The following is a 19,372-nucleotide window of genomic DNA, read 5'->3' on the forward strand; positions in this document are numbered from 1 at the left end:
ATGTTATGAAATTGTGTCTTTGAGCTATTTTGTTTTATAATAAAGTCATAGGGATATCAGTAAACTACAAATCACGAGGGGGTGAGTGGGCTGCTTCATTTATGAAGTGACCGAATGATTATATGTGTAGATTGCCTTTTCAAGCACAAATAAGTGTGCCACCGAGCACGAAACCTTATCTTTGTATAAACAATACTCGTTTATCGCTAGGCAATCAGTCAATGCTGTCCATCCCTATAATTCTTAAAAAACCTCTTGGTTTAGAAAGGAATCCCTATGGCTTTAAAAATCGTATACAAAATTTGTTGTGGCATCGATGTCCACAAAACTTTCGTGGTTGCTTGTATAGCTTCCACTAATTCTAAAGGTGTTACCACCTACAAGAGTCATCGCTTTTCTACCTACACAAAGGGTTTGAGAGAGCTGTTACAATGGCTACTTGATAATGACTGCAAGGATGTCTGCATGGAATCCACAGGGAAATACTGGATCCCTGTATTTAATGTTCTTGAAACTTCCTGCAATATTGTTCTTGCCCACCCTAAATATGTTAAAGCAATCCGTGGTAAAAAAACTGATAAGAAAGATGCAAAGTGGATTGCTGACCTGTTTAAACATGATCTTGTTGCTGGTAGTTTTATGCCACCTGCCCAAATCCGACAGCTACGTGATCTGATGCGTTATCGTTTCAAGTTGATCTGCTTTATGTCAAGTGAGAAGAATCGACTGCAGAACTGTCTTACCGTTTCTAACATTCAGTTAGGTAATATCGTTTCTGATACTTTTGGTAAAAGTTCACAAAGGATTATAGATAAGATTCTGGAAAATCCTCTTGATACTTCTTTTGATATTGAGCCCTTAATTCATGGTTCCATGAAGAAAAAACTTCCCGAATTGGAACTCGCCATTGACGGTTATATTACACCGGAACAGGCTGGTAAATTAAAGGTTATCAAACAGCATTATGAGGATTTAGAAACCCGGAAATCTGATCTAGAAGAACTTATTCTCAAACTTGCCAAGCCATACCAGCAAGAAATTGATCTTATTTTAACTGCCCCATCCTTTAAAAACATCTTCTCAGCTATTGGTGTAATTTCAGAGATAGGGGTCAATATGGATGTTTTTCCTACTGCTAAGCATCTTTGTTCTTGGGCTGGGCTTACTCCTACTAACAACGAAAGTGCAGGTAAGAAAAAATCAGTCCGGGTTTCTAAATCAGGATGTTACATTAAACCACTTCTTGTACAGTGTGCAACCGCTGTAGTTAAAAGTGAAAAACACCCTGAGATCCGCAACCGTTATCTCCGCTTAAAGAAACGGCGTGGACATAAGAAAGCAATTATTGCCATTGCAAGAATGCTTCTATCAGCATTATACAACATGTTGAAAAAAAAGGAACCCTATAATGCTGATTTATATAGAAAATCTGATGTTCTTCCAGTAGACCGTGAAATTACGGTAGAACAAGCAATTTTATTAGCTCGGCTTCAGGGTTATCGAATTAAGTCAACTGCATAACCATAACACCTTTAACTTCATTTTTTAAAAGTCATTATATGATGGCTTATTTTGCCATGCCCTCTAATTCTTTAAATGCTATCTATTATTTATTTCAACCTTCCTCCCAAAATCAATTTTTTTTACATTGCCCATCTGATAACTGCTGCCAATCATTGTTTCACCATTACAATAGGAACAGACTGCAGCAGGCATAGAATACCGTAATTCCTGGCCTTCAATTTTATTAAGCACAGGGGCCAGCTCTATTTCCTTTTTTAAACGCAAAGAACCCTGTCCAGTAAGGCCATTAACTTCCAGTATCTCTGCTTCAGGATTAACCATTTCAATCTTCTTTCTAAATACCTCTCGTTCAGCCTGTGACACAATATCACCTTTAGTTATAACTATAATATCCGCAGTTGTTAAGATAGGGCCTACTTTTTTAGGGGTATCAATCCCACTTAAATTATCAATCATACAAATTGAAAGACAACCCTCCACAGCAGGGGCACAACGGTGACACAAACCAGCTGTTTCCAGGACAAGAACCCCAGTACCATGTCCTTTTGCCCAGTCAAAAACCTCTTCCAGATTAGCAACATAAAAATGATCGGGACAAATATAATCACTCAATCCAACTGCCACTGGAATACCTAAGTGTTGATAACGTTTATCATCAGAGGTTTCCAGACAGTCAATCTTACAGGCTGCCACCTGTACCCCCTCCTGAAGTAAGTGCCGGATAGTATGTATCATAACTGAGGTTTTTCCAGCCGCAGGTGTCCCTGTAACAATAATAAATTTCATTAAAAATTCACATCCCTTTTAAAATAAATATTTTAGGCAAACCTAAAATGTTTTCAAAAAATTTTCTTCTCATTATTTTGAAAATAACTATCATTCTCAACCCATTCTTTATTTTATTATAATTAACTACTACTGTCAAATATATATTTTACTCTTTTATTAAATTATTCCTAGGAAAATTCATCTATATCTCTAATACTCTCTGATAATTACTAATCAATCATTTTATATTTCTATATACTAAGAAGCCTACCCCTGTGAGTAGACTTAATATTCAAAATATCAACTAAGAAATATATTGTAAATAAGCAGCTATTTTACATTAACTTAAATATAAAATCACCTTCGGCCATTCCTGAGTCTAATCTACTGGCTATCAAATCACATTTAATCTTTAATAGATAATAAATTGGTCGACTCGTCCCCATGAGTCCTTCCAAATTCCCCTGTCCTTTACTTATAACTATATCTGCCTCTGAAAAAACATTAAGAAACTCTTCACTTGCCCTTTCCATTACTGTCCCTGGGGTGTCACAACCACTGGAAATCAGCTGGCAGAGCTTGTCAATACCAAGCTGTCTAGCTTCCTTTAATGTTACATCATTTAAAATAGGCTTATCCCTGACAGCATAAATAATTTCTAGCTCAAATTTATCTAACTCCCTAATTAGTAATCTATCAAAAACCGCCTCTCCTGTATTATCAGCAATAATTAAAAGCCTGTCGGCTTTCTCCACTTCTTTTTTAAAATGTTGATAATCACTATATTTAAAGCCATATTCTACCGCCCTGGCAAGATTGCCTGCTATATCTACCTTTAGACTAACTCCTGCATCTATTGAATTCCCCATGGCAGAAATAATCAATGCTGCCAGCAATGGATCCTCAGCATTAACTATATTTTTTTCGACATCAGAGTAGTGATTTAAGGCTAATTTCAAATTTGCCTCTTTAAATTTGTAATAAGGATCTTTTTTTCCACTTACCTCTTTAAGATAATCTTGTATTCTACTGACCAGTACTGGTGCTGACAAATCTGACTCAAGCTCAGGGATCATCCTGGAAAATTCATTTAATATTTCTCTAATAATTCCCTGGTTATCAGTAACCATCCTACTGGCTTCAAGCACCTGTCGATAAATACAGGGTATACAATCAAATTCTAACTGCATTTAATTCCCTCCACTTTACTAATTTAATATAAAACATCTATATAGAAAATAATGCCTTACCAAAGTTAAACATTAAAATCTGGGAGTTTATTATATTCTCTTTTTAATCATATGTCAATAATAATTGGCTGTTGTTTACTATTTCAGTTTAGCTGGCTCAACATTAGCTCTATTTCCCTTAATAGAATTATCATTTATATCCTCTACTACCTTAAATATAATCCCAAAATATCTGATTTTAACCTTGTTTAAAATCAAAAATATATTATGCAGTAGAAAAAAACAACTTTTGGATAAAATAAATACAGATAGTCCCGATTAACGTTCAACCTTGAATTCATCATAAACCATTGATATAATAAAAGTATCATATAATAAAAAGTAAATCTATGCCATAATATTACGACATAAAAAACCTTGATATTCGTGTTTATGCAATTGCTTTAATATAAAATAATCAAATATCATTATTAGAATTTTGGTCTTTAAAAGATTTTTGGAATATTTTTTGCATTTATTACAGTCTTTTTTTTTGCAAAATTATTCATACAAGCTATCTATAAAAATATATAAAGGGGGGGTAAAAAGAATAAATTGTTCAAATTTCTTAGTATATAGGAAACATACCTATGTATATTTTTATTACTAGTTTCCTGTATTACAAAAAAGGCTGTAACAAAATCAAATATGGAGGTATAATGATGGTAGATAAAGAAATTAAAGGTTTAGATTCAAACGCTTATGAAGCAATACCTGGTGAAGAGTATCAACCTTATATTGCTGCAGAGAAGGTTATGCCGGAATTCACACTAACTTCTATTATACTAGGTATAATTATGACTGTTATTTTTGGGGCGGCAAATGCTTATCTCGGTCTTAAAGTAGGGATGACCGTTACTGCTTCCGTTCCTGCAGCTGTCGTTTCTATGGGTGTAATCCGCGGAATACTAAAAAAGAATTCTATTTTAGAAAATAACATGGTGCAAACAATCAGTTCTGCCGGAGAATCAGTGGCTGCTGGTGTTATCTTTACTATTCCTGCTTTAATAATTTGGGGAATGGACCCCAGTATCTTTAAGATGTTTCTGATGGCCCTTCTAGGCGGTATGGTTGGTGTTTTATTTATGATTCCCCTTCGTAAACATTTAATTGTTGGGGAACATGGCAAACTACCATATCCAGAAGGAACTGCCTGTGCAGAGGTTCTGGTAGCTGGGGAAAAAGGTGGTGTAGGTGCTAAAACAGTTTTCGCCGGCCTGGGAGCTGGTGCACTATATAAGATTTTAGCTGAAGCAAAAGGCTTTAATATCTGGCCGACAAGTGTAGAATGGTCTATTCCTGGAGTAAAAGGTGCCGCTGTTGGAATGGATGTTTTACCTTCTTTACTTGGTGTAGGTTTTATTATTGGTCCCAAAATTTCTGCTTTGATGCTTTCAGGTGGTATCATGGGGTGGTTGGTATTGATACCAATTATTGCTTTACTTGGAGCTAATTCAGGTACAGTTATATTTCCAGCTGAAGTACCTATCTCTCAATTAGGATTCTGGGGTATCTGGGATAATTATATCAGGTATATTGGAGCTGGTGCTGTTGCCCTTGGTGGTGTAATTAGTCTAATCAAAGCATTACCTACTATCTGGAGTTCATTTAAAGCTGCTCTTTCTGGATTAGCTGAAGATATTAACATTGAAAAGAAACGGACTACTGAAGATCTTTCTATAAAATCGGTTCTTTTGATTGCAGTAGCAATAATCATTTTGATTGCTATCATGCCACAAATTCCAGTAGGTATCTGGGGCGCCATTTTCGTTCTCCTTTTTGGTTTTTTCTTTGTAACCGTATCTTCCAGGATTGTTGGTATTGTAGGTAGTTCTTCCAATCCAGCTTCAGGAATGACCATTGCAACCCTGCTCTTTACTACAGCCCTTTTTAAGGCCCTTGGCTGGAGCGGTGAAACAGGCATGGTTGCTGCTTTAAGTGTAGGTGCAATTGTCTGCATTGCTATTGCAGTAGCTGGTGATACATCTCAGGACTTAAAAACTGGTTTTCTTGTCGGAGCTACTCCAAAGAAACAGCAGATAGGTGAAATGCTTGGTGTACTTATTTCTGCCCTGGCTATAGGCTATGTTCTTCTTTTACTGCATGGTGCCTATACCATTGGTTCAAAGGAATTAGCCGCACCACAGGCCACTTTAATGTCGATGGTTGTGGAGGGTGTTATGAAAGGCACCTTACCCTGGTCACTTATATTCGTTGGTGCTTTTACAGCCCTGATTGTTGAATTATTCGGGATAGGTTCACTACCATTTGCAGTCGGACTTTACCTGCCAATTCATCTTACAACACCTATTATGGTTGGTGGTATAATTAGAGGTATCCTTGACAGACAGAAAGATAAAAATAAAGCAGCTTTTGCACAGAAACGGGAAAGAGGAATATTATATGCCTCGGGTCTGATTGCTGGAGATGCTGTCATGGGGGTTATCCTTGCTATTTTTGCATATGCTGAAATTAGTTTTGGATTTAAAACAACGGCACTAGGCCCTATCTGGGGTTTAATTTTCTTTGCTATTGTTGTGATTACACTAATTTATAATTCTATTTTGAGCAAAAATAACTCATTAGAAGACAATACTAATTTATCTGTCTAAAAAGAAATTAATAATGCTGTTCCGGACATTAATTCCGGGACAGTTCATATTATATTTGAGGTGGTTAATAAATGGCTTCCTTAGTTAATAAGAAATTAAAAGGAAATATTTTCGAGATGATACCTGAAAGAAAAGAAAATATACATTGGAAAAAGAATGAAAATGGAAATATAATATTGATTATAAAAAGAAACAAATGGATAGATAAATTATTGCAAAAGATATTTAATACCCCCAAACAGACCACTCTTGAGTTTGATGAATTAGGTAGTTTTGTCTGGGAAAATATTGATGGTCAGAAAACTATCGGTAATATTACTGGTATATTAAGAAAGCAAGATTCTGAAAAATATTCTCCGGTTGAAGAAAGATTAATTACTTTCATGAGAGTATTAAAGAATAATGGTTTTATTAAATTATATTCAAAAAAAAATAGTAATATTTGAGAGGATTTTTTTTTGCTAAAAACAATTTTAGGTATTTTATTATTTCTTTTCAGGGACCTTAAAACCTCAGCATTTTCAGCTGAGGTTTTTGTATTTATAGAGAGTATTTGGAGAATCCTGCTTATTTACCCGATTCATAGTGTTCTCCCAGAGCTTGAGGTGGACGGGAACGAACAACTGCTCCAGCCAGTACAATTACAGTTAAAAGATATGGTAGCATTTGAATAATCTCATTGGCTATTCCCAGATTTAGCCCCTGCAACCTCATCTGTACTGCATCGGTAAAGGAAAAGAGAAAACTTGCTCCCAGGCCTCCCAGTGGATTCCACTGACCAAAAGTATTGGCAGCCAGTGCCATGTATCCTCTTCCTGCTGACATATTCATACTAAACCAGTTAAGCTGCCCCAGAGAAAGATAGGCTCCGCCAAGACCTGATAAAGCTCCACTTAAAATTACACTAAAATACTGTATCTTCTTAATATCTATCCCCAGTGTATCAGCGGCTTCCGGATGTTCTCCGGTCATTCTTATCCTTAAACCAAGAGGTGTTTTAAATAACAAAATCCAGCCAGCAACAACTAAAATAAACATAAGATAAACAAGGGGAGATTGGCTACCTAATAATCTATCAATAACAGGAATATCTTTTAGTAATGGTAGTGAAATTTCCCCAAGACCCTTCACAGTTGGTGAACTACCACGACTTCCCCATAAAACCTGCATCAACCAGGTAGTAGCTCCCAGAGCTAGAATATTTAAGCCAACACCTGTTACCACATGATTTGCTTTATATTTAATAGTAAAAATAGCAAAGAGGGCTGCCATTAAACCACCAGCAACAGCGGCTAACAATACCCCTATCCAGGGGTTTCCTGTATAAAATGAACCCAGAACACCAGCAAAAGCACCAGAGAGAATCATACCCTCTAGGCCTATATTAACAATACCTGACCTTTCGGAAAAAGTACCGCCCATGGCCGCCAGGGCCAGCGGTGTAGTCATCCTTATAGCCGCCGCTATAGTATTAAGACTAAAAATTGAAGTAATGATCTCATTCATTTAAACCAGCCCCTTTCCCTCCAACAGAAAACCTGGCAATAATCTGAATAAAAGCTGGAGCAGCTACAAAGAGTATAACCAATCCCTGAACAATAGTCATCAGGTCCTGTGGAATTTTAGCAAAAAGTTGCATGGACATCCCCCCGGCTTCCAGGGCACCAAATAACAAAGCAGCCGCCAGCACACCCCAGGGTTTATTTCTTCCCAGAACCGCTACAGCAATCCCGGTAAAACCATAGCCAGGAGAAAAATTGGTAATAAAACGGTGTAAAACACCCAGAACCATAGTACTACCTGCCAGACCAGCAATAGCCCCACTTAAGCCCATTGTTATTACTAAAATCCACTCTGCCGATATACCAGCATATTCAGCAGCAGCAGGATTATATCCTACTGCCTGTAAATCAAAGCCTAAAGAAGTATTTTTTAAGAGATAATCAACAATAAATATTATAAATACACCCAGTATAATAGCCCAGGTCAACCTGGTATATGGAATAAGCTCCTTTAAACCAGCTGATTCTGGAATCATCCTGGTCTGGTCTACTGGACCATCTGCTTTAAAATAATTTTTTAATAAAAAGCTAGTTGCTAGAATACCAATATAATTAAACATAATTGTAGTAATCACCTCATGGGCCCCTGTTTTAGCTTTGAGATAACCAGGGATAATACTCCAGAGTCCTCCAGCCAGAGCTCCACTAACTAGCGAAAGTGGTATCAATATCACTCCGGGCAGAGCAGAAAAAGCAATAGCAACAATAGCAGTTACAAAAGCCCCCCAGTACAGCTGCCCCTCTCCCCCTATATTAAAAAGACCACTTTGAAAGCCAATAGCAACAGCCAGGCCGGTAAAGATCAATGGTGTTGTTTTAAGAAGGGTTTGAGCCAGGTTATAGGAATTACCAAAGGCACCATAAAAAAGATAATAATAAGCCTGCCAGACATTATGGCCGGAAATATGTATTAAAATTGCTCCAATTATCAGTGCCATCACAATTGCTAGAAAGGAATAAGTCAGATTGGCTAACCAGGAATTCCCTTTCATCTTTGTATATAATTTATTAATTAATGCCATCCTTATTACCCTCCAATCGGTGGCCTGCCATTAATAGACCTAAATCTTCTTCTGAAAATTCTTCTGTTTTTCCTTCAGATACTATTTTCCCTTCATAGATGACTATAATCCGATCACTTAAAGAACGAAGTTCATCTAACTCAGCAGAAATAAGCAAAATACCCTTCCCTTTATCCCTCATCTCCAGAAGAAGGTTATGGATATATTCAATGGCACCTACATCAACCCCCCGGGTGGGTTGTGAGGCTAAAATAAAACCTGGGTTCTGATCTAACTCCCTAGCTATTATTAACTTCTGCTGATTCCCCCCGGAGAGGTCACCTGCCCGATCTTTACTTCCTGAACACCTAATATCAAATTGTTCAATAATTTTATTACTATATTTTCTGATCATATTTTTATTTAGAAAACCCTTTTTAGCAAAAGGAGTAGACCACTCACTACCGAGAATTAAATTTCTTTCTATGGTAAAATTTTCAATTAAACCACGTTTTAAACGGTCAGAAGGGATATAGGCCATACCTGACCTTCTTTTCTCCTTTGTCTTCAGAGTAGTTATATCCTTCCCATGAAACAATATCTTACCTTGCTCAATTGTTCTAAGCCCCATTAAAGCTTCTTCTAATTCTAATTGGCCATTTCCCTCAACTCCAGCTACACCTAGAATTTCCCCCTGCTCTATGGTAAAACTCACATCAGCCAGGGTAAGATTGCTTTTTTTATTATTTAATGACAATCCCTCTACCTTAAAAATAGGTTTACTATTACCCCGCTTATTTCTAAATACCTTTAAAACTACTTCACGACCAACCATCATCCTGGCTAGTTGATTTGGATTGGTATCAACAGTATTAACAGTACCTACCTTTTTACCATTCCTTAAGATAGTAATTCTATCTGAGATTGCCATTGTTTCTTTTAATTTATGGGTAATAAAGATAATTGTCTTGCCAGCTCTTTTTAATTCTCTCATCACATTAAACAGTTCTTTGGTCTCCTGAGGGGTTAAAACAGCAGTTGGTTCATCAAGAATTAATATCTCAGCCTGACGATAAAGCGCCTTTAAGATTTCAACTCTCTGCTGTTCACCTATTGATATATTTTCTATCCTGGCTTCAGGGTCTACCTTTAAATTAAACCTCTGGGATAAATTTTCTACCCTTTTTTTTGCTTCAGTTCTATCAATAAATAATCCATGTTTCGGTTCATCACCGGCAATAATATTTTCAGTTACAGTTAACCGGTCTACCAGCATAAAATGCTGGTGGATCATACCTATCCCCAGCTCAATTGCCTGGCGAGGTTCTTCTATCTCAACCTTTTTACCTTTAATATAAATACTACCACTGTCTTTACTATATAGACCAAACAGGATTTTCATTAAAGTTGTCTTTCCAGCCCCATTTTCCCCAAGAAGACAGTGAACTTCACCTTCCTGAACGGCTAAATTAATCCCCTCATTAGCATATTTTTTACCAAAGGTTTTAGTAATGTTTTTTAGTTCAACAGCATTCATAGCTAATCCCTTCCTTAAGGTTAAATAAATATTAGGGGCAAGGTAGCCTGCCCCTATTAAACCTCTATATCCCTATTTACCATAAAATCATTTTACTCAACAGTATCTGGAATCTCAATCTCTGAGTTAATAACCTTTACCTTAACTTCTTCTACTTTTGCAATTACATCAGCTGGTAATAAACTGTCTGTATAACCCAGTGCACCATCTTTAACACCAAGGACATGGGTTCCTGCAGAGAAACTATCATTAATAACCTCTTCAATAGCAATTAAAACTGTGTTATTAACTAATTTCATACCATTTGTTAAAACATTCTCGGGAGCAAGATAACTCTGATCAGAATCAGCACCGAGGCCATAACAATTTTCTTCTTCAGCTGCCTTGATTACTCCTAATCCTGACCGACCGGCTGCTCCCCAGATAATATCTACACCCTTTTCAATCATTGACAGGGTAAGCTCTTTACCTTTGGCAGGATCAGCCCAACTACCAACATAAGAATGCATAACTTCTACTTCAGGATCAACATATTTAGCTCCTGCTATAAACCCGGCAATGTTAGCATCAATTAAAGGTATCTTCATACCCCCAATAACACCAATCTTTTTAGCTGCATTTATCCTGGGATCATCTGTTTTAGTAGTCATTAAAGCAGAAGCTACTCCCAATAGAAAACCCCTTTCATTTTCCTGGTATACATATGAAGCCACATTAGGTTTATCTACTACCGAATCAATTAGAGCAAATTTCTGCTCCGGGAATCTGGAAGCAACATTAGTTAAGGCATCAGCCTGGTCAAAACCAATAGAAATAATCAAATCATATCTCCCGGAAACAGCAAATTGGGTCAGATATGTTTCATATTCAGCAATAGCAGTCGGTTCAGCCTGCTCAAATTCAATTCTGTATTTTTCTTTGGCCAGCTTCATACCTTCATATGCTGAATCATTAAATGCCTTGTCCCCAAGACCACCAGTTGCGAAAACAATCGCTACTCGTCCTTCAGCCTGGACAGCTCCACTACCAACAAAAGCCGACACCAACAAACCTACTAAGACTATACCTAACAAATATTTTTTAAACATTATAAATTCCTCCTCAGATTTTTAGATTAATGAACTATTCTATTCCATACTTGAATCTAGATAACTTAAAAAGGATTCATTTATCCAGATATCATTTACTTCAAAATCAACTACTGGATTATAATCTTCCAACTGTCCTTTAAGTTTCTGGGCTGCACTGTCAAGTGCATATGATATAATAGCATATCCATTTATTTTACCCCGTATTTCTGAAACCTTCACAAAACCTGGCAGTGGTGTAGTAGAGGTATATAAAGGTACAAACCAGGAATTTTTTATAAGTCCTGGTTGATTCTCAACCTCTTTTTGGGCATATTTTTGTATTACAGCAGCAAAAGCTTCTTTTTCAGCTAATGATGGAAATTCAATTAATAAGTCATATTCTTTAGCATGTACTATACATTTTTCATCACTAATCGCTGTTGTGTCTACATAAGCCGGCGGCTGCCCCCATTCTTTTAACAAATGAATATATGAAGAGATTCGTCCTTCAACAGCTATCCTGGCATTAAACCCCTCTCTTCTCAGCAGGGAAATAAGTTGAAATAAATGAGGAAAAGAAGAATGACCATAACGTATTGTTTTTGAATAATCCAGCATAGCCCTTTCTGACAGGTCTTTAATAGTATAACCTGTAAATGTCCCATCAGTGATTTCTAACAAACCTTTATTACCAATACTATACAAATTTCTGGTATCGGTTTGTATAAGATTTTTAGTATGTATTTGACTTAAGATCTTATTAGTTTTTCCATAAACTTTGGGATCCTGTAGCTCAACTGGCAGGTCATATGTAAGACCTAGCCTGTCCATAGCAGTATATATAAGTTTCAATCCATTTATCTTATTAACTATATCATCAGGTTCTGGTTTATGATCTAATCTAGCAAAAATATCAACTATCTTTGCTGCTTGCCAGTATTTACGCATATCATTTGTTTCTTCTAGATAAGTATAAACAAATTCTTGCTGATTAATAGCCTCCAGTAAATAAACTGAAGCCTCATTATAAGTTAAAGTTACATTTTTGTCTAATGGCGCCTTTGTTAATCCTTCATTATAATTTAAAACAATATTAAGCCATTTATTAAATTCAGTTTCTGTCAGCTCTTCTTCATTAATAAATAAATCCTTCTCAATTATTCCTATATCATCGAAATAAACTAATAAGGTTTCCTCAATGATAGAATTAGCTGAAGCAAACACATTAAAAGAAAAGATAAACACTAAAATTAAAATAAGTTTAGTAGTTTTAGTTTGAAAGCGCATTTTCTCACTCCTTAGTTTTTAAATATAAAATTCCTTATGTCTGCTATTTATCTTAAAACCAAAAATAGCCTGCACATGATAAATCCCTTTCTTTCAAAAATGAGGAATTTACCTGTTCAGGCTTTTATCCTTCCGGCGTAGAATTACGTTTTTATGTTAATATAAGACCTCTGCCACTCAGACCAGACCTTTTTATAAGCGGAATCCCAGGTACCTTCCCCGTAGTCCAGTTAATTTACGGTTAACCGGGTAGAGACTCGTGAACCATATCTTCACAATTATACGAGATTTATTTAATTTTACATTGTAATTATAAATCATTGTAATATCTATGTCAATTATTTATCATAATTTAGATCTCTTTTTTCATTTCATAATGGGGAATGTTTACTTCCAAAACCTCCTTCTCCAGGTTTTCATCATAAATATTCAAACTAAGAGGTTCCCTTAACACTCTATTCCTTAGTTTTAACTCTTCTTGATATTCTCTGGAATTAAACTCTATTTCTTTAATAGTCATTTCTTCTATCATTATTTCAAAACTTCACTTTCAATCAACATCACAGTCTCTTCTAACTGATCTTCAAATAGTTCTACCAAATCTTCTTCCCTATTTATTATTCTGGTCAAAACCTCGTCTTCTACAAAAACCGGTTTCTCATATGAACCCGGTCTAAAAACCTCTATTTTAGGAACTGAACCAGTCTTATATCCCTCTACAATGACTATATCTATCTCCTGGTCTATATATCGACTAACTAATTCTTCTACTGCAACTTCTTCTTTTATTTCTTTAATCACTGCTATTTTTTCTTTAGAAGATAATATAACTGTTTCTGCTCCAGCTTGCCTGTGTCTCCAACTATCTTTACCTTGCTTATCTATTTCAAATTTATGAGCATTGTGTTTTATAGTGGCAATTCTATAACCTCTACTTTTCAAGACAGGTATTAGTTTTGTTATAAAAGTTGTTTTTCCCGAATTAGTCCAACCAACTATTGAAACTATAGGTATCATTTTATCCCGCCTTTTTTAGCTATAATTATATAAACATCATTCCCGCGCACAATTAGTTACTTCATTTTTTATAAGTTCAATTGCATGGGACAGTACTGGCAGTACAACTTCCAGGCACTCTTCTACTGCTTTAGGACTACCTGGCAAATTAATAATTAATGTTTCTTTCCTTACACCTGATACCCCTCTGGACAACATGGCCTTAGGGGTTTTCTTTAAGCTTTCTAATCTTATTGCCTCTGCTATTCCCGGTACTCCCCTATCAATTACTTCTTTAGTCGCTTCTGGGGTTACATCCCTGGGAGCTAACCCAGTACCCCCGGTAGTCAAAATTAGGTTCAAACCCATTTCATCACTCATCTTAATCAACTCAGCAGAAATCTGCTCCTGGTCGTCAGGAATAATTTGATAATAATCAACCTGTCCATCGTTTTTTGAAATAATTTCCTGTATTAATGGACCACTCTTGTCTTCACGCTGCCCGGCTGCACCAGTATCACTTAAAGTCAAAATTCCTACCCTAATCATCTAACAACACCTCAATATTAACTCCACTCTGAAGTTTTCCTCCCTGTAGAACCTTAGCAAAAATACCCCGTTTAGGCATTATACAGTCTCCAACCTGATGATAAATATTACAACGATCATGGCATTCCTTGCCGATCTGGGTAACCTCTAATAAGATTTCTTCACCTAGCTTTAATTTTGTCCCTATGGGTATATTATATAACTTAAGACCTTTAGTTACTATATTTTCACCAAAGGCACCTAACTCTAACTCTAACCCCAGGGCCTTCATCTCATCTATATCCTCTTGACCCAATAAACTAATCTGGCGGTGCCAGTCTCCAGCATGAGCATCGTCCTCCAGACCGTGGTTTTCTACTAAATAACCTTCAACTATCTCCTTTTTGGCCACACCTTTCTTTTCACTCCTACAGACAGCAATAACCTCTCCTTTTAATTCATCTGATAAATAAATTCCACTCTTTCCTCCACTTTTCTTAAGCAATTTTATCTCCCCTATCTCTATTCCTTTATCAACCGCTTTACACATATCATAAATAGTTAGACCAGCAACTGCCACAGCAGTTAAAGCCTCCATCTCCACCCCTGTTTTGCCAGTTATTTTAACAGTAGCAATAATCTCAATAGTTGAATCAACTTCCCTGATATTAAATTTTAAATCTATCCCGCTAATTAATAAAGGATGACACATAGGAATTAAGTCTGGAGTTCTTTTTACTCCCATGATTCCTGCTACTCTGGCTACTTCCAATACATCCCCTTTAGCCAGCTTTTTATCCTTTATTAGAGCCAGAGTCCCGGGTGCAACCTTAACCTCTCCTTTGGCAACTGCCACCCGTTTAGTCTCTGATTTATCACTAACATCTACCATTCTTGATCTACCATCTTTATCAAAATGACTTAATCTCTCCATCCTTTACCCTCCTATCTGTGACATATTCTTGGTAAAACAATCTGTTTGATACATTTGATGCTCTTCTGGCTTTCTTTTAATAGCCTTAACAAAGACCTCTTTTAACTTGCGAGTATCTTCGCTATCTCTTAAGATGCCCTTCAAATCATACTCCTGGTCACTGGTTAAGCAGGGCCGTAACTGTCCGGTTGCTGTCAATCTTAAACGGTTACAACTACTACAAAAATGATTACTGATTGGAGTAATAAACCCAACAGTACCTAAAGCCCCTGACAATTTATAATAAGCTGCTGGTCCGTTTCCCTGGCTAAACCGGGCGGGTAATAGCTTTTCTTTTCTACTAATTCTTTCCTTCAATTCATTAATTCCCAAATATCTATCATCCCCTTTAGCACTATTATTACCAGCAGGCATAAATTCAATAAATCTAACATGTAATGAAGCCTCTTTAGTTAAATTTATAAAATCAAAGACTTCATTATCATTAATACCTTTCATTAAAACTACATTGATTTTAACCGGATTTAAACCTAGCTTTAAGGCAGTTTCAATTCCAGAGATAACCTGGTGATGGTTATCAAATCCTGTTATTTTTTTAAATTTATCAGCCTGTAAAGTGTCTAAACTAATATTTACTCTATCCAGACCAGCAGCTAATAATTCCTCTGCATATCTTGCCAATAAAATTCCATTAGTGGTTATAGATATATCCTCAATCTCTGGTATCTGCTTTAACATTCTAACCAGTTTAACAAGCTGGGGTCTTACCAGAGGCTCTCCCCCTGTCAGTCTAATCTTCTTTATCCCCAATTTTACTCCTGTTTCTACTATTTCAACAATCTCTTCATATCTCAATATTTCACTATGGTCTTTAAACTCAACCCCTTCAGGAGGCATACAATAATAACAACGCAAATTACATCTATCTGTTACAGAAATCCTTAAATAGTCTATCTTTCGACCACAAGTATCTATAAGTTTACTCATCTTTCATCACCTGACCTGTCTGTGAAGTATCATACCCAGGCAGTTTATTAACCCTCTCCTTAAACTTATCACTGCGAATCACCTGTAATAACTTTTGCATCCTTTCATCCTCCCAATACTCTTTAGGAATTGCCAGATCATATCTCTCTTTTGCTATAGGAATAAAATCAAGATCAAAGGCCCGGGCTGCCGCTAAAATTCCCAGTCCTGTATCTGCTCCTCCACTGGCTATAGCTGCTGCTAAAGTCATATGAGTATACTCTATCCGCTCATAACCATTAATCTCTTCCGGATTAATGCCTTTCTCCTTTAACATATAATCAAGTAATACCCTGGTACCTGCTCCCCGCTGACGATTAATAAATAAGAGATCTTCTTTCGCTAGATCTTCAAACCCCTGAATCTTTTTAGTATTATCCTTTCTAAACATTAATCCCTGTTCCCGATAAACTAGATTAACCAGCATAATCTCTCTATTCTTAAATAAATTCTTAAGATAAGAAAAGTTATACTCCCCTGTTTCTGGATCTAGTAAATGAGTCCCTGCCAGATGAGTCTCTCTTCTCTTTAAGGTCGTTAACCCTCCTAAACTGCCGGTAGATTTAGCTATAAAATCATAGCCTGCTCCAGCTAATTCATCCTTTAAAATATCCAAAGTTAGATCATTACTTCCAGCACTTAGTAAAGTTTTTTCTGCTCTAACTCTATCCTTTAATAATTCTACCTCTACCTCTTCCTTACTATTTAATCCCTCACTAAACTCAGAAATAGCTACTAAACCATCAGCTTCTACTAATGAGCCCATTACCCCTGATGATCTAGCTAACGGAGTGGCAACAACTTCACCATCTAGCTCAGACAATTTAATCCTTAAAAACTCTCTAAACCCTAAACTGGAAAGAACCTTACTAACTATTTTAGCTTTTACTTTTCTATCTTCTTCTTTCATTTTTCCTGCTAACTGATAAATCACTGACCGGGCAAATAATCTAAAAGTCAAGGCTGCTGCAACAGGATAACCTGGCACTCCAATTACCGGAGTATTACCTATCCTGGCTAAAATAACAGGTCCACCGGGTTTCATACTAACTCCATGGACATATACTTCCCCTAATTCAGCCAGAATTTGTGCTGTATAATCCTCACTCCCAGCAGAAGAGCCAGCTGTAATTACTACTAAATCCATCTCAGCTGCTGCTCTACTGACTTCTGCTTTAATTTCCTGATAATTATCAGGAATAATTTTCTTCCTGACAGCTTTTCCACCCCATTTTTGCACCAGGTTAGCTAAGACCTGAGAATTAAATTCAATAATATTACCGGGCTTTAAAGAAGCACCTGGCTCTACCAGCTCAGTACCAGTGGGAATAATCTGAACCTGTGGCTGGCTAAAAACTATAACTTCAATAACTCCACCGTCTAATACTAACCCAATATCATAGGGAGATATTTGATGATTAGCAGGTAAAATTAACTCTCCTTTTACTAAGCTTTCTCCTACTGTTCGTACATGCTGCCAGGGAGTAGCTCCTTTTTCAATCTCAACTGTCTCTTCATTGATTCTATTGACATCTTCAATCATAATTACAGCATTACACCCTGCAGGGATGGGGTCCCCTGTATCGATCATTTGATAATCCTTATCTTTCTCTAACTTAATAGGGTTTTTCTCTGATGCTCCTGCTGTCTTTTCAGCTTTAACAGCAATTCCATCCATCGCTGAAGCATGGTAATGAGGAGCAGAAACCTTAGCTACTATCGGTTCAGCTGTTATTCTATCTAAAGCATCTCTAATATCTATCTTTTCCATTGCCCTCTTTAACTCTAAGGCAGAATACCATTTCTTTTTTGCTTCTTCTACTGATACATTACTTAAATAAATATTTCTGGTCATTTTATACCCTCCTGCTTTTCCGTGACTAGTAATGAGTCCAAAAACCCAGAGAAAATTATAATTCTATAGCGACTTTATATTTTTTGTGTAGTCAGGACGCCGGAAGGAGTGACAAGCGGCAGAATTATCATTTTCTCGGACGTGTAATAATAAATCTCCTTTAAAACTTTTCCACATATCTATTGACAATAGTGTGCTAACTATTAAAATAATAAAACTTGAACCTCTTCTCCCTGATCCAGGCCCTCTTTACCTAAATCGATTTTAACTAAACCATCAGCTTCTACCATAGTAGTAATTAAACTTGATTTACCTAAAATAGGCTGAGCCCATAATTGACCGTCTTCTGTTACTAGTTTAACTCTTATATATTCCTCTCTCCCTTTATCAGAAGCCAGGTTACGGCTTAACTTAGCAGATACACTACCTTGAAATTGATTAATCTCTTGTCCAGCTAATTTTTGAATAATAGGTGTGCCTATAATTTTTAAAACAGTCATTGCCGAAGCAGGATGGCCAGGCAATCCTATCACAGGAGTATTATCAATTAAAGCCAAAATAGTGGGTTTTCCAGGCTTAATACTAATTCCATGAACCAGCACTCCCGGTTCCCCTAATTCATTTAAAACCTCAATAGTTAAATCTTTAGTCCCAACAGAACTACCACCAGATAGAATAACTAAATCACTATTTTTCAAACTTGCTCCAATCCTGTTTTTTAATTCTTCTTTATTATCTGCAATAATACCACCATAATTTACTGTTCCTCCGGTTTCTTCTACTAGACTACCCACCAGATAGGTATTTATATCCCTGATCTGGCCTAATTTAGGACTTTGCTCAGGTGCTACTAATTCATCTCCAGTAGAAAAGACTGTAACTACAAGTTTTAAAAAAACCTCTACTTCTGTAATACCAATTCCAGCTAAAGCCCCTATATCCTGAGCTCGTAATAAATGTCCCTGTTTTAATAGGAGATTATCTTGAGTAATATCCTCTCCTTTTACAACTATATTTTCTCTACTGGCTACTGACTTAAAGACCTCAATCATATCTTCTCCCAGGGCTTCTGTATATTCTACCATTACCACAGCATCTGCACCTTTAGGCAACATACCACCAGTTGCAATTTTAACTGCCTGTCCGATCTTAATCCCCTGTTCTGCTTCTTCACCCATTAAAATCTCACCAACCAGATCCAGATAAACAGGCATTGATTCAGAAGCACCGTAGGTATCTGTGGCTTTTACAGCATATCCATCCATTGTTGATCTGGAAAAAGGAGGTAGGTCGATCTGACTAATAACATCTCTGGCTAAAACTCTGCCTTTTGCTTTTGTAATATTTATTTTCTCTGTGGCCAAACTAATAGCTAGTTTTCCTTCAAAAAAATCGGGAATTTTATCTATTTCAACTAATTGTAATAATTCTGACATCAGACCA

At 36.5% G+C, this 19,372-nt stretch carries 17 protein-coding genes and 1 riboswitch; of the genes, 3 read left to right on the top strand and 14 right to left on the bottom strand.

The window, feature by feature from the left end:
* Positions 1-276 precede the first annotated feature (276 nt).
* The gene (locus D7D81_RS16155) at positions 277-1,521 is read left to right on the top strand and encodes an IS110 family RNA-guided transposase (protein WP_125986592.1); all 1,245 of its coding nucleotides are present in this window, start codon (positions 277-279) and stop codon (positions 1,519-1,521) included.
* A 78-nt stretch (positions 1,522-1,599) separates the two neighbouring features.
* On the opposite strand, the gene D7D81_RS16160 is transcribed toward D7D81_RS16155, so the two are convergent.
* Positions 1,600-2,310 (bottom strand): GTP-binding protein, encoded by a 711-nt coding sequence (locus D7D81_RS16160; RefSeq protein ID WP_125991066.1) that lies wholly within the window; start codon positions 2,308-2,310, stop codon positions 1,600-1,602.
* Between the two features lie 317 nt (positions 2,311-2,627).
* Entirely contained in the window at positions 2,628-3,482 is an 855-nt protein-coding gene (locus tag D7D81_RS16165; RefSeq protein ID WP_125991067.1) for a damage-control phosphatase ARMT1 family protein, read from the bottom strand.
* A 698-nt stretch (positions 3,483-4,180) separates the two neighbouring features.
* On the opposite strand from D7D81_RS16165, the gene D7D81_RS16170 reads away from it, so the two are divergent.
* On the top strand, positions 4,181-6,133 hold the full coding sequence (locus tag D7D81_RS16170) for an OPT family oligopeptide transporter (RefSeq protein ID WP_286169825.1): 1,953 nt from the start codon (positions 4,181-4,183) through the stop codon (positions 6,131-6,133).
* 71 nt (positions 6,134-6,204) lie between these two features.
* Positions 6,205-6,579 carry a PqqD family protein gene (locus D7D81_RS16175; RefSeq protein ID WP_125991068.1) on the top strand — a complete coding sequence of 125 codons (375 nt, stop codon included), beginning with the start codon at positions 6,205-6,207 and terminating at the stop codon, positions 6,577-6,579.
* Between the two features lie 121 nt (positions 6,580-6,700).
* Here D7D81_RS16175 and D7D81_RS16180 read toward each other — a convergent pair whose 3' ends face one another.
* From D7D81_RS16180 to D7D81_RS16235, 12 genes are all read right to left on the bottom strand, one after another.
* Positions 6,701-7,639 carry an ABC transporter permease gene (locus D7D81_RS16180; RefSeq protein ID WP_125991069.1) on the bottom strand — a complete coding sequence of 313 codons (939 nt, stop codon included), beginning with the start codon at positions 7,637-7,639 and terminating at the stop codon, positions 6,701-6,703.
* Positions 7,632-8,717 carry an ABC transporter permease gene (locus D7D81_RS16185; protein ID WP_125991070.1) on the bottom strand — a complete coding sequence of 362 codons (1,086 nt, stop codon included), beginning with the start codon at positions 8,715-8,717 and terminating at the stop codon, positions 7,632-7,634. Before D7D81_RS16185 ends, D7D81_RS16180 begins: the two co-directional genes overlap by 8 nt.
* The gene (locus tag D7D81_RS16190; RefSeq protein ID WP_125991071.1) at positions 8,704-10,233 is read right to left on the bottom strand and encodes an ABC transporter ATP-binding protein; all 1,530 of its coding nucleotides are present in this window, start codon (positions 10,231-10,233) and stop codon (positions 8,704-8,706) included. The genes D7D81_RS16185 and D7D81_RS16190 overlap by 14 nt, the downstream gene beginning before the upstream one ends.
* A gap of 92 nt (positions 10,234-10,325) precedes the next feature.
* Complete coding sequence (locus D7D81_RS16195; RefSeq protein WP_125991072.1) at positions 10,326-11,321, bottom strand: BMP family lipoprotein; 996 nt, start codon at positions 11,319-11,321, stop codon at positions 10,326-10,328.
* A gap of 39 nt (positions 11,322-11,360) precedes the next feature.
* A complete protein-coding gene (locus D7D81_RS19635; RefSeq protein ID WP_164522311.1) occupies positions 11,361-12,590 on the bottom strand; it encodes a hypothetical protein in 1,230 nt (409 codons plus the stop codon).
* A 202-nt stretch (positions 12,591-12,792) separates the two neighbouring features.
* Positions 12,793-12,896, bottom strand: a riboswitch (purine riboswitch).
* A gap of 46 nt (positions 12,897-12,942) precedes the next feature.
* Positions 12,943-13,122, bottom strand: coding sequence for a hypothetical protein (locus D7D81_RS16205; RefSeq protein ID WP_125991073.1), 180 nt, complete (start codon positions 13,120-13,122; stop codon positions 12,943-12,945).
* Positions 13,122-13,607 (bottom strand): molybdopterin-guanine dinucleotide biosynthesis protein B, encoded by a 486-nt coding sequence (gene mobB, locus D7D81_RS16210; RefSeq protein WP_125991074.1) that lies wholly within the window; start codon positions 13,605-13,607, stop codon positions 13,122-13,124. The genes D7D81_RS16205 and mobB overlap by 1 nt, the downstream gene beginning before the upstream one ends.
* A gap of 36 nt (positions 13,608-13,643) precedes the next feature.
* Positions 13,644-14,135, bottom strand: a complete 492-nt coding sequence (gene mog, locus D7D81_RS16215; RefSeq protein WP_125991075.1) for a molybdopterin adenylyltransferase — start codon at positions 14,133-14,135, stop codon at positions 13,644-13,646.
* Positions 14,128-15,048: a cyclic pyranopterin monophosphate synthase MoaC gene (gene moaC / locus D7D81_RS16220; RefSeq protein WP_125991076.1), complete on the bottom strand. Its 921-nt coding sequence runs from the start codon at positions 15,046-15,048 to the stop codon at positions 14,128-14,130. The genes mog and moaC overlap by 8 nt, the downstream gene beginning before the upstream one ends.
* A gap of 3 nt (positions 15,049-15,051) precedes the next feature.
* The gene (moaA, locus tag D7D81_RS16225) at positions 15,052-16,035 is read right to left on the bottom strand and encodes a GTP 3',8-cyclase MoaA (protein WP_125991077.1); all 984 of its coding nucleotides are present in this window, start codon (positions 16,033-16,035) and stop codon (positions 15,052-15,054) included.
* The gene (locus D7D81_RS16230; RefSeq protein ID WP_125991078.1) at positions 16,028-17,929 is read right to left on the bottom strand and encodes a molybdopterin biosynthesis protein; all 1,902 of its coding nucleotides are present in this window, start codon (positions 17,927-17,929) and stop codon (positions 16,028-16,030) included. The genes moaA and D7D81_RS16230 overlap by 8 nt, the downstream gene beginning before the upstream one ends.
* Before the next feature lie 203 nt (positions 17,930-18,132).
* On the bottom strand, positions 18,133-19,365 hold the full coding sequence (locus tag D7D81_RS16235) for a molybdopterin molybdotransferase MoeA (RefSeq protein ID WP_125991079.1): 1,233 nt from the start codon (positions 19,363-19,365) through the stop codon (positions 18,133-18,135).
* Between the last annotated feature and the right edge of the window lie 7 nt (positions 19,366-19,372).

The organism is Halocella sp. SP3-1 (genome assembly GCF_003953885.1).
Lineage (GTDB): Bacteria > Bacillota > Halanaerobiia > Halanaerobiales > DTU029 > Iocasia > Iocasia fonsfrigidae.

Excerpts from the sequence above, each read along its gene's own strand:
- D7D81_RS16155 (WP_125986592.1), top strand. The coding sequence starts at position 277 with ATGGCTTTAAAAATCGTATACAAAATTTGTTGTGGCATCGATGTCCAC.
- D7D81_RS16160 (WP_125991066.1), bottom strand. The coding sequence starts at position 2,310 with ATGAAATTTATTATTGTTACAGGGACACCTGCGGCTGGAAAAACCTCA.
- D7D81_RS16165 (WP_125991067.1), bottom strand. The coding sequence starts at position 3,482 with ATGCAGTTAGAATTTGATTGTATACCCTGTATTTATCGACAGGTGCTT.
- D7D81_RS16170 (WP_286169825.1), top strand. The coding sequence starts at position 4,181 with ATGATGGTAGATAAAGAAATTAAAGGTTTAGATTCAAACGCTTATGAA.
- D7D81_RS16175 (WP_125991068.1), top strand. The coding sequence starts at position 6,205 with ATGGCTTCCTTAGTTAATAAGAAATTAAAAGGAAATATTTTCGAGATG.
- D7D81_RS16180 (WP_125991069.1), bottom strand. The coding sequence starts at position 7,639 with ATGAATGAGATCATTACTTCAATTTTTAGTCTTAATACTATAGCGGCG.
- D7D81_RS16185 (WP_125991070.1), bottom strand. The coding sequence starts at position 8,717 with ATGGCATTAATTAATAAATTATATACAAAGATGAAAGGGAATTCCTGG.
- D7D81_RS16190 (WP_125991071.1), bottom strand. The coding sequence starts at position 10,233 with ATGAATGCTGTTGAACTAAAAAACATTACTAAAACCTTTGGTAAAAAA.
- D7D81_RS16195 (WP_125991072.1), bottom strand. The coding sequence starts at position 11,321 with ATGTTTAAAAAATATTTGTTAGGTATAGTCTTAGTAGGTTTGTTGGTG.
- D7D81_RS19635 (WP_164522311.1), bottom strand. The coding sequence starts at position 12,590 with ATGCGCTTTCAAACTAAAACTACTAAACTTATTTTAATTTTAGTGTTT.
- D7D81_RS16205 (WP_125991073.1), bottom strand. The coding sequence starts at position 13,122 with ATGATAGAAGAAATGACTATTAAAGAAATAGAGTTTAATTCCAGAGAA.
- mobB (WP_125991074.1), bottom strand. The coding sequence starts at position 13,607 with ATGATACCTATAGTTTCAATAGTTGGTTGGACTAATTCGGGAAAAACA.
- mog (WP_125991075.1), bottom strand. The coding sequence starts at position 14,135 with ATGATTAGGGTAGGAATTTTGACTTTAAGTGATACTGGTGCAGCCGGG.
- moaC (WP_125991076.1), bottom strand. The coding sequence starts at position 15,048 with ATGGAGAGATTAAGTCATTTTGATAAAGATGGTAGATCAAGAATGGTA.
- moaA (WP_125991077.1), bottom strand. The coding sequence starts at position 16,035 with ATGAGTAAACTTATAGATACTTGTGGTCGAAAGATAGACTATTTAAGG.
- D7D81_RS16230 (WP_125991078.1), bottom strand. The coding sequence starts at position 17,929 with ATGACCAGAAATATTTATTTAAGTAATGTATCAGTAGAAGAAGCAAAA.
- D7D81_RS16235 (WP_125991079.1), bottom strand. The coding sequence starts at position 19,365 with ATGTCAGAATTATTACAATTAGTTGAAATAGATAAAATTCCCGATTTT.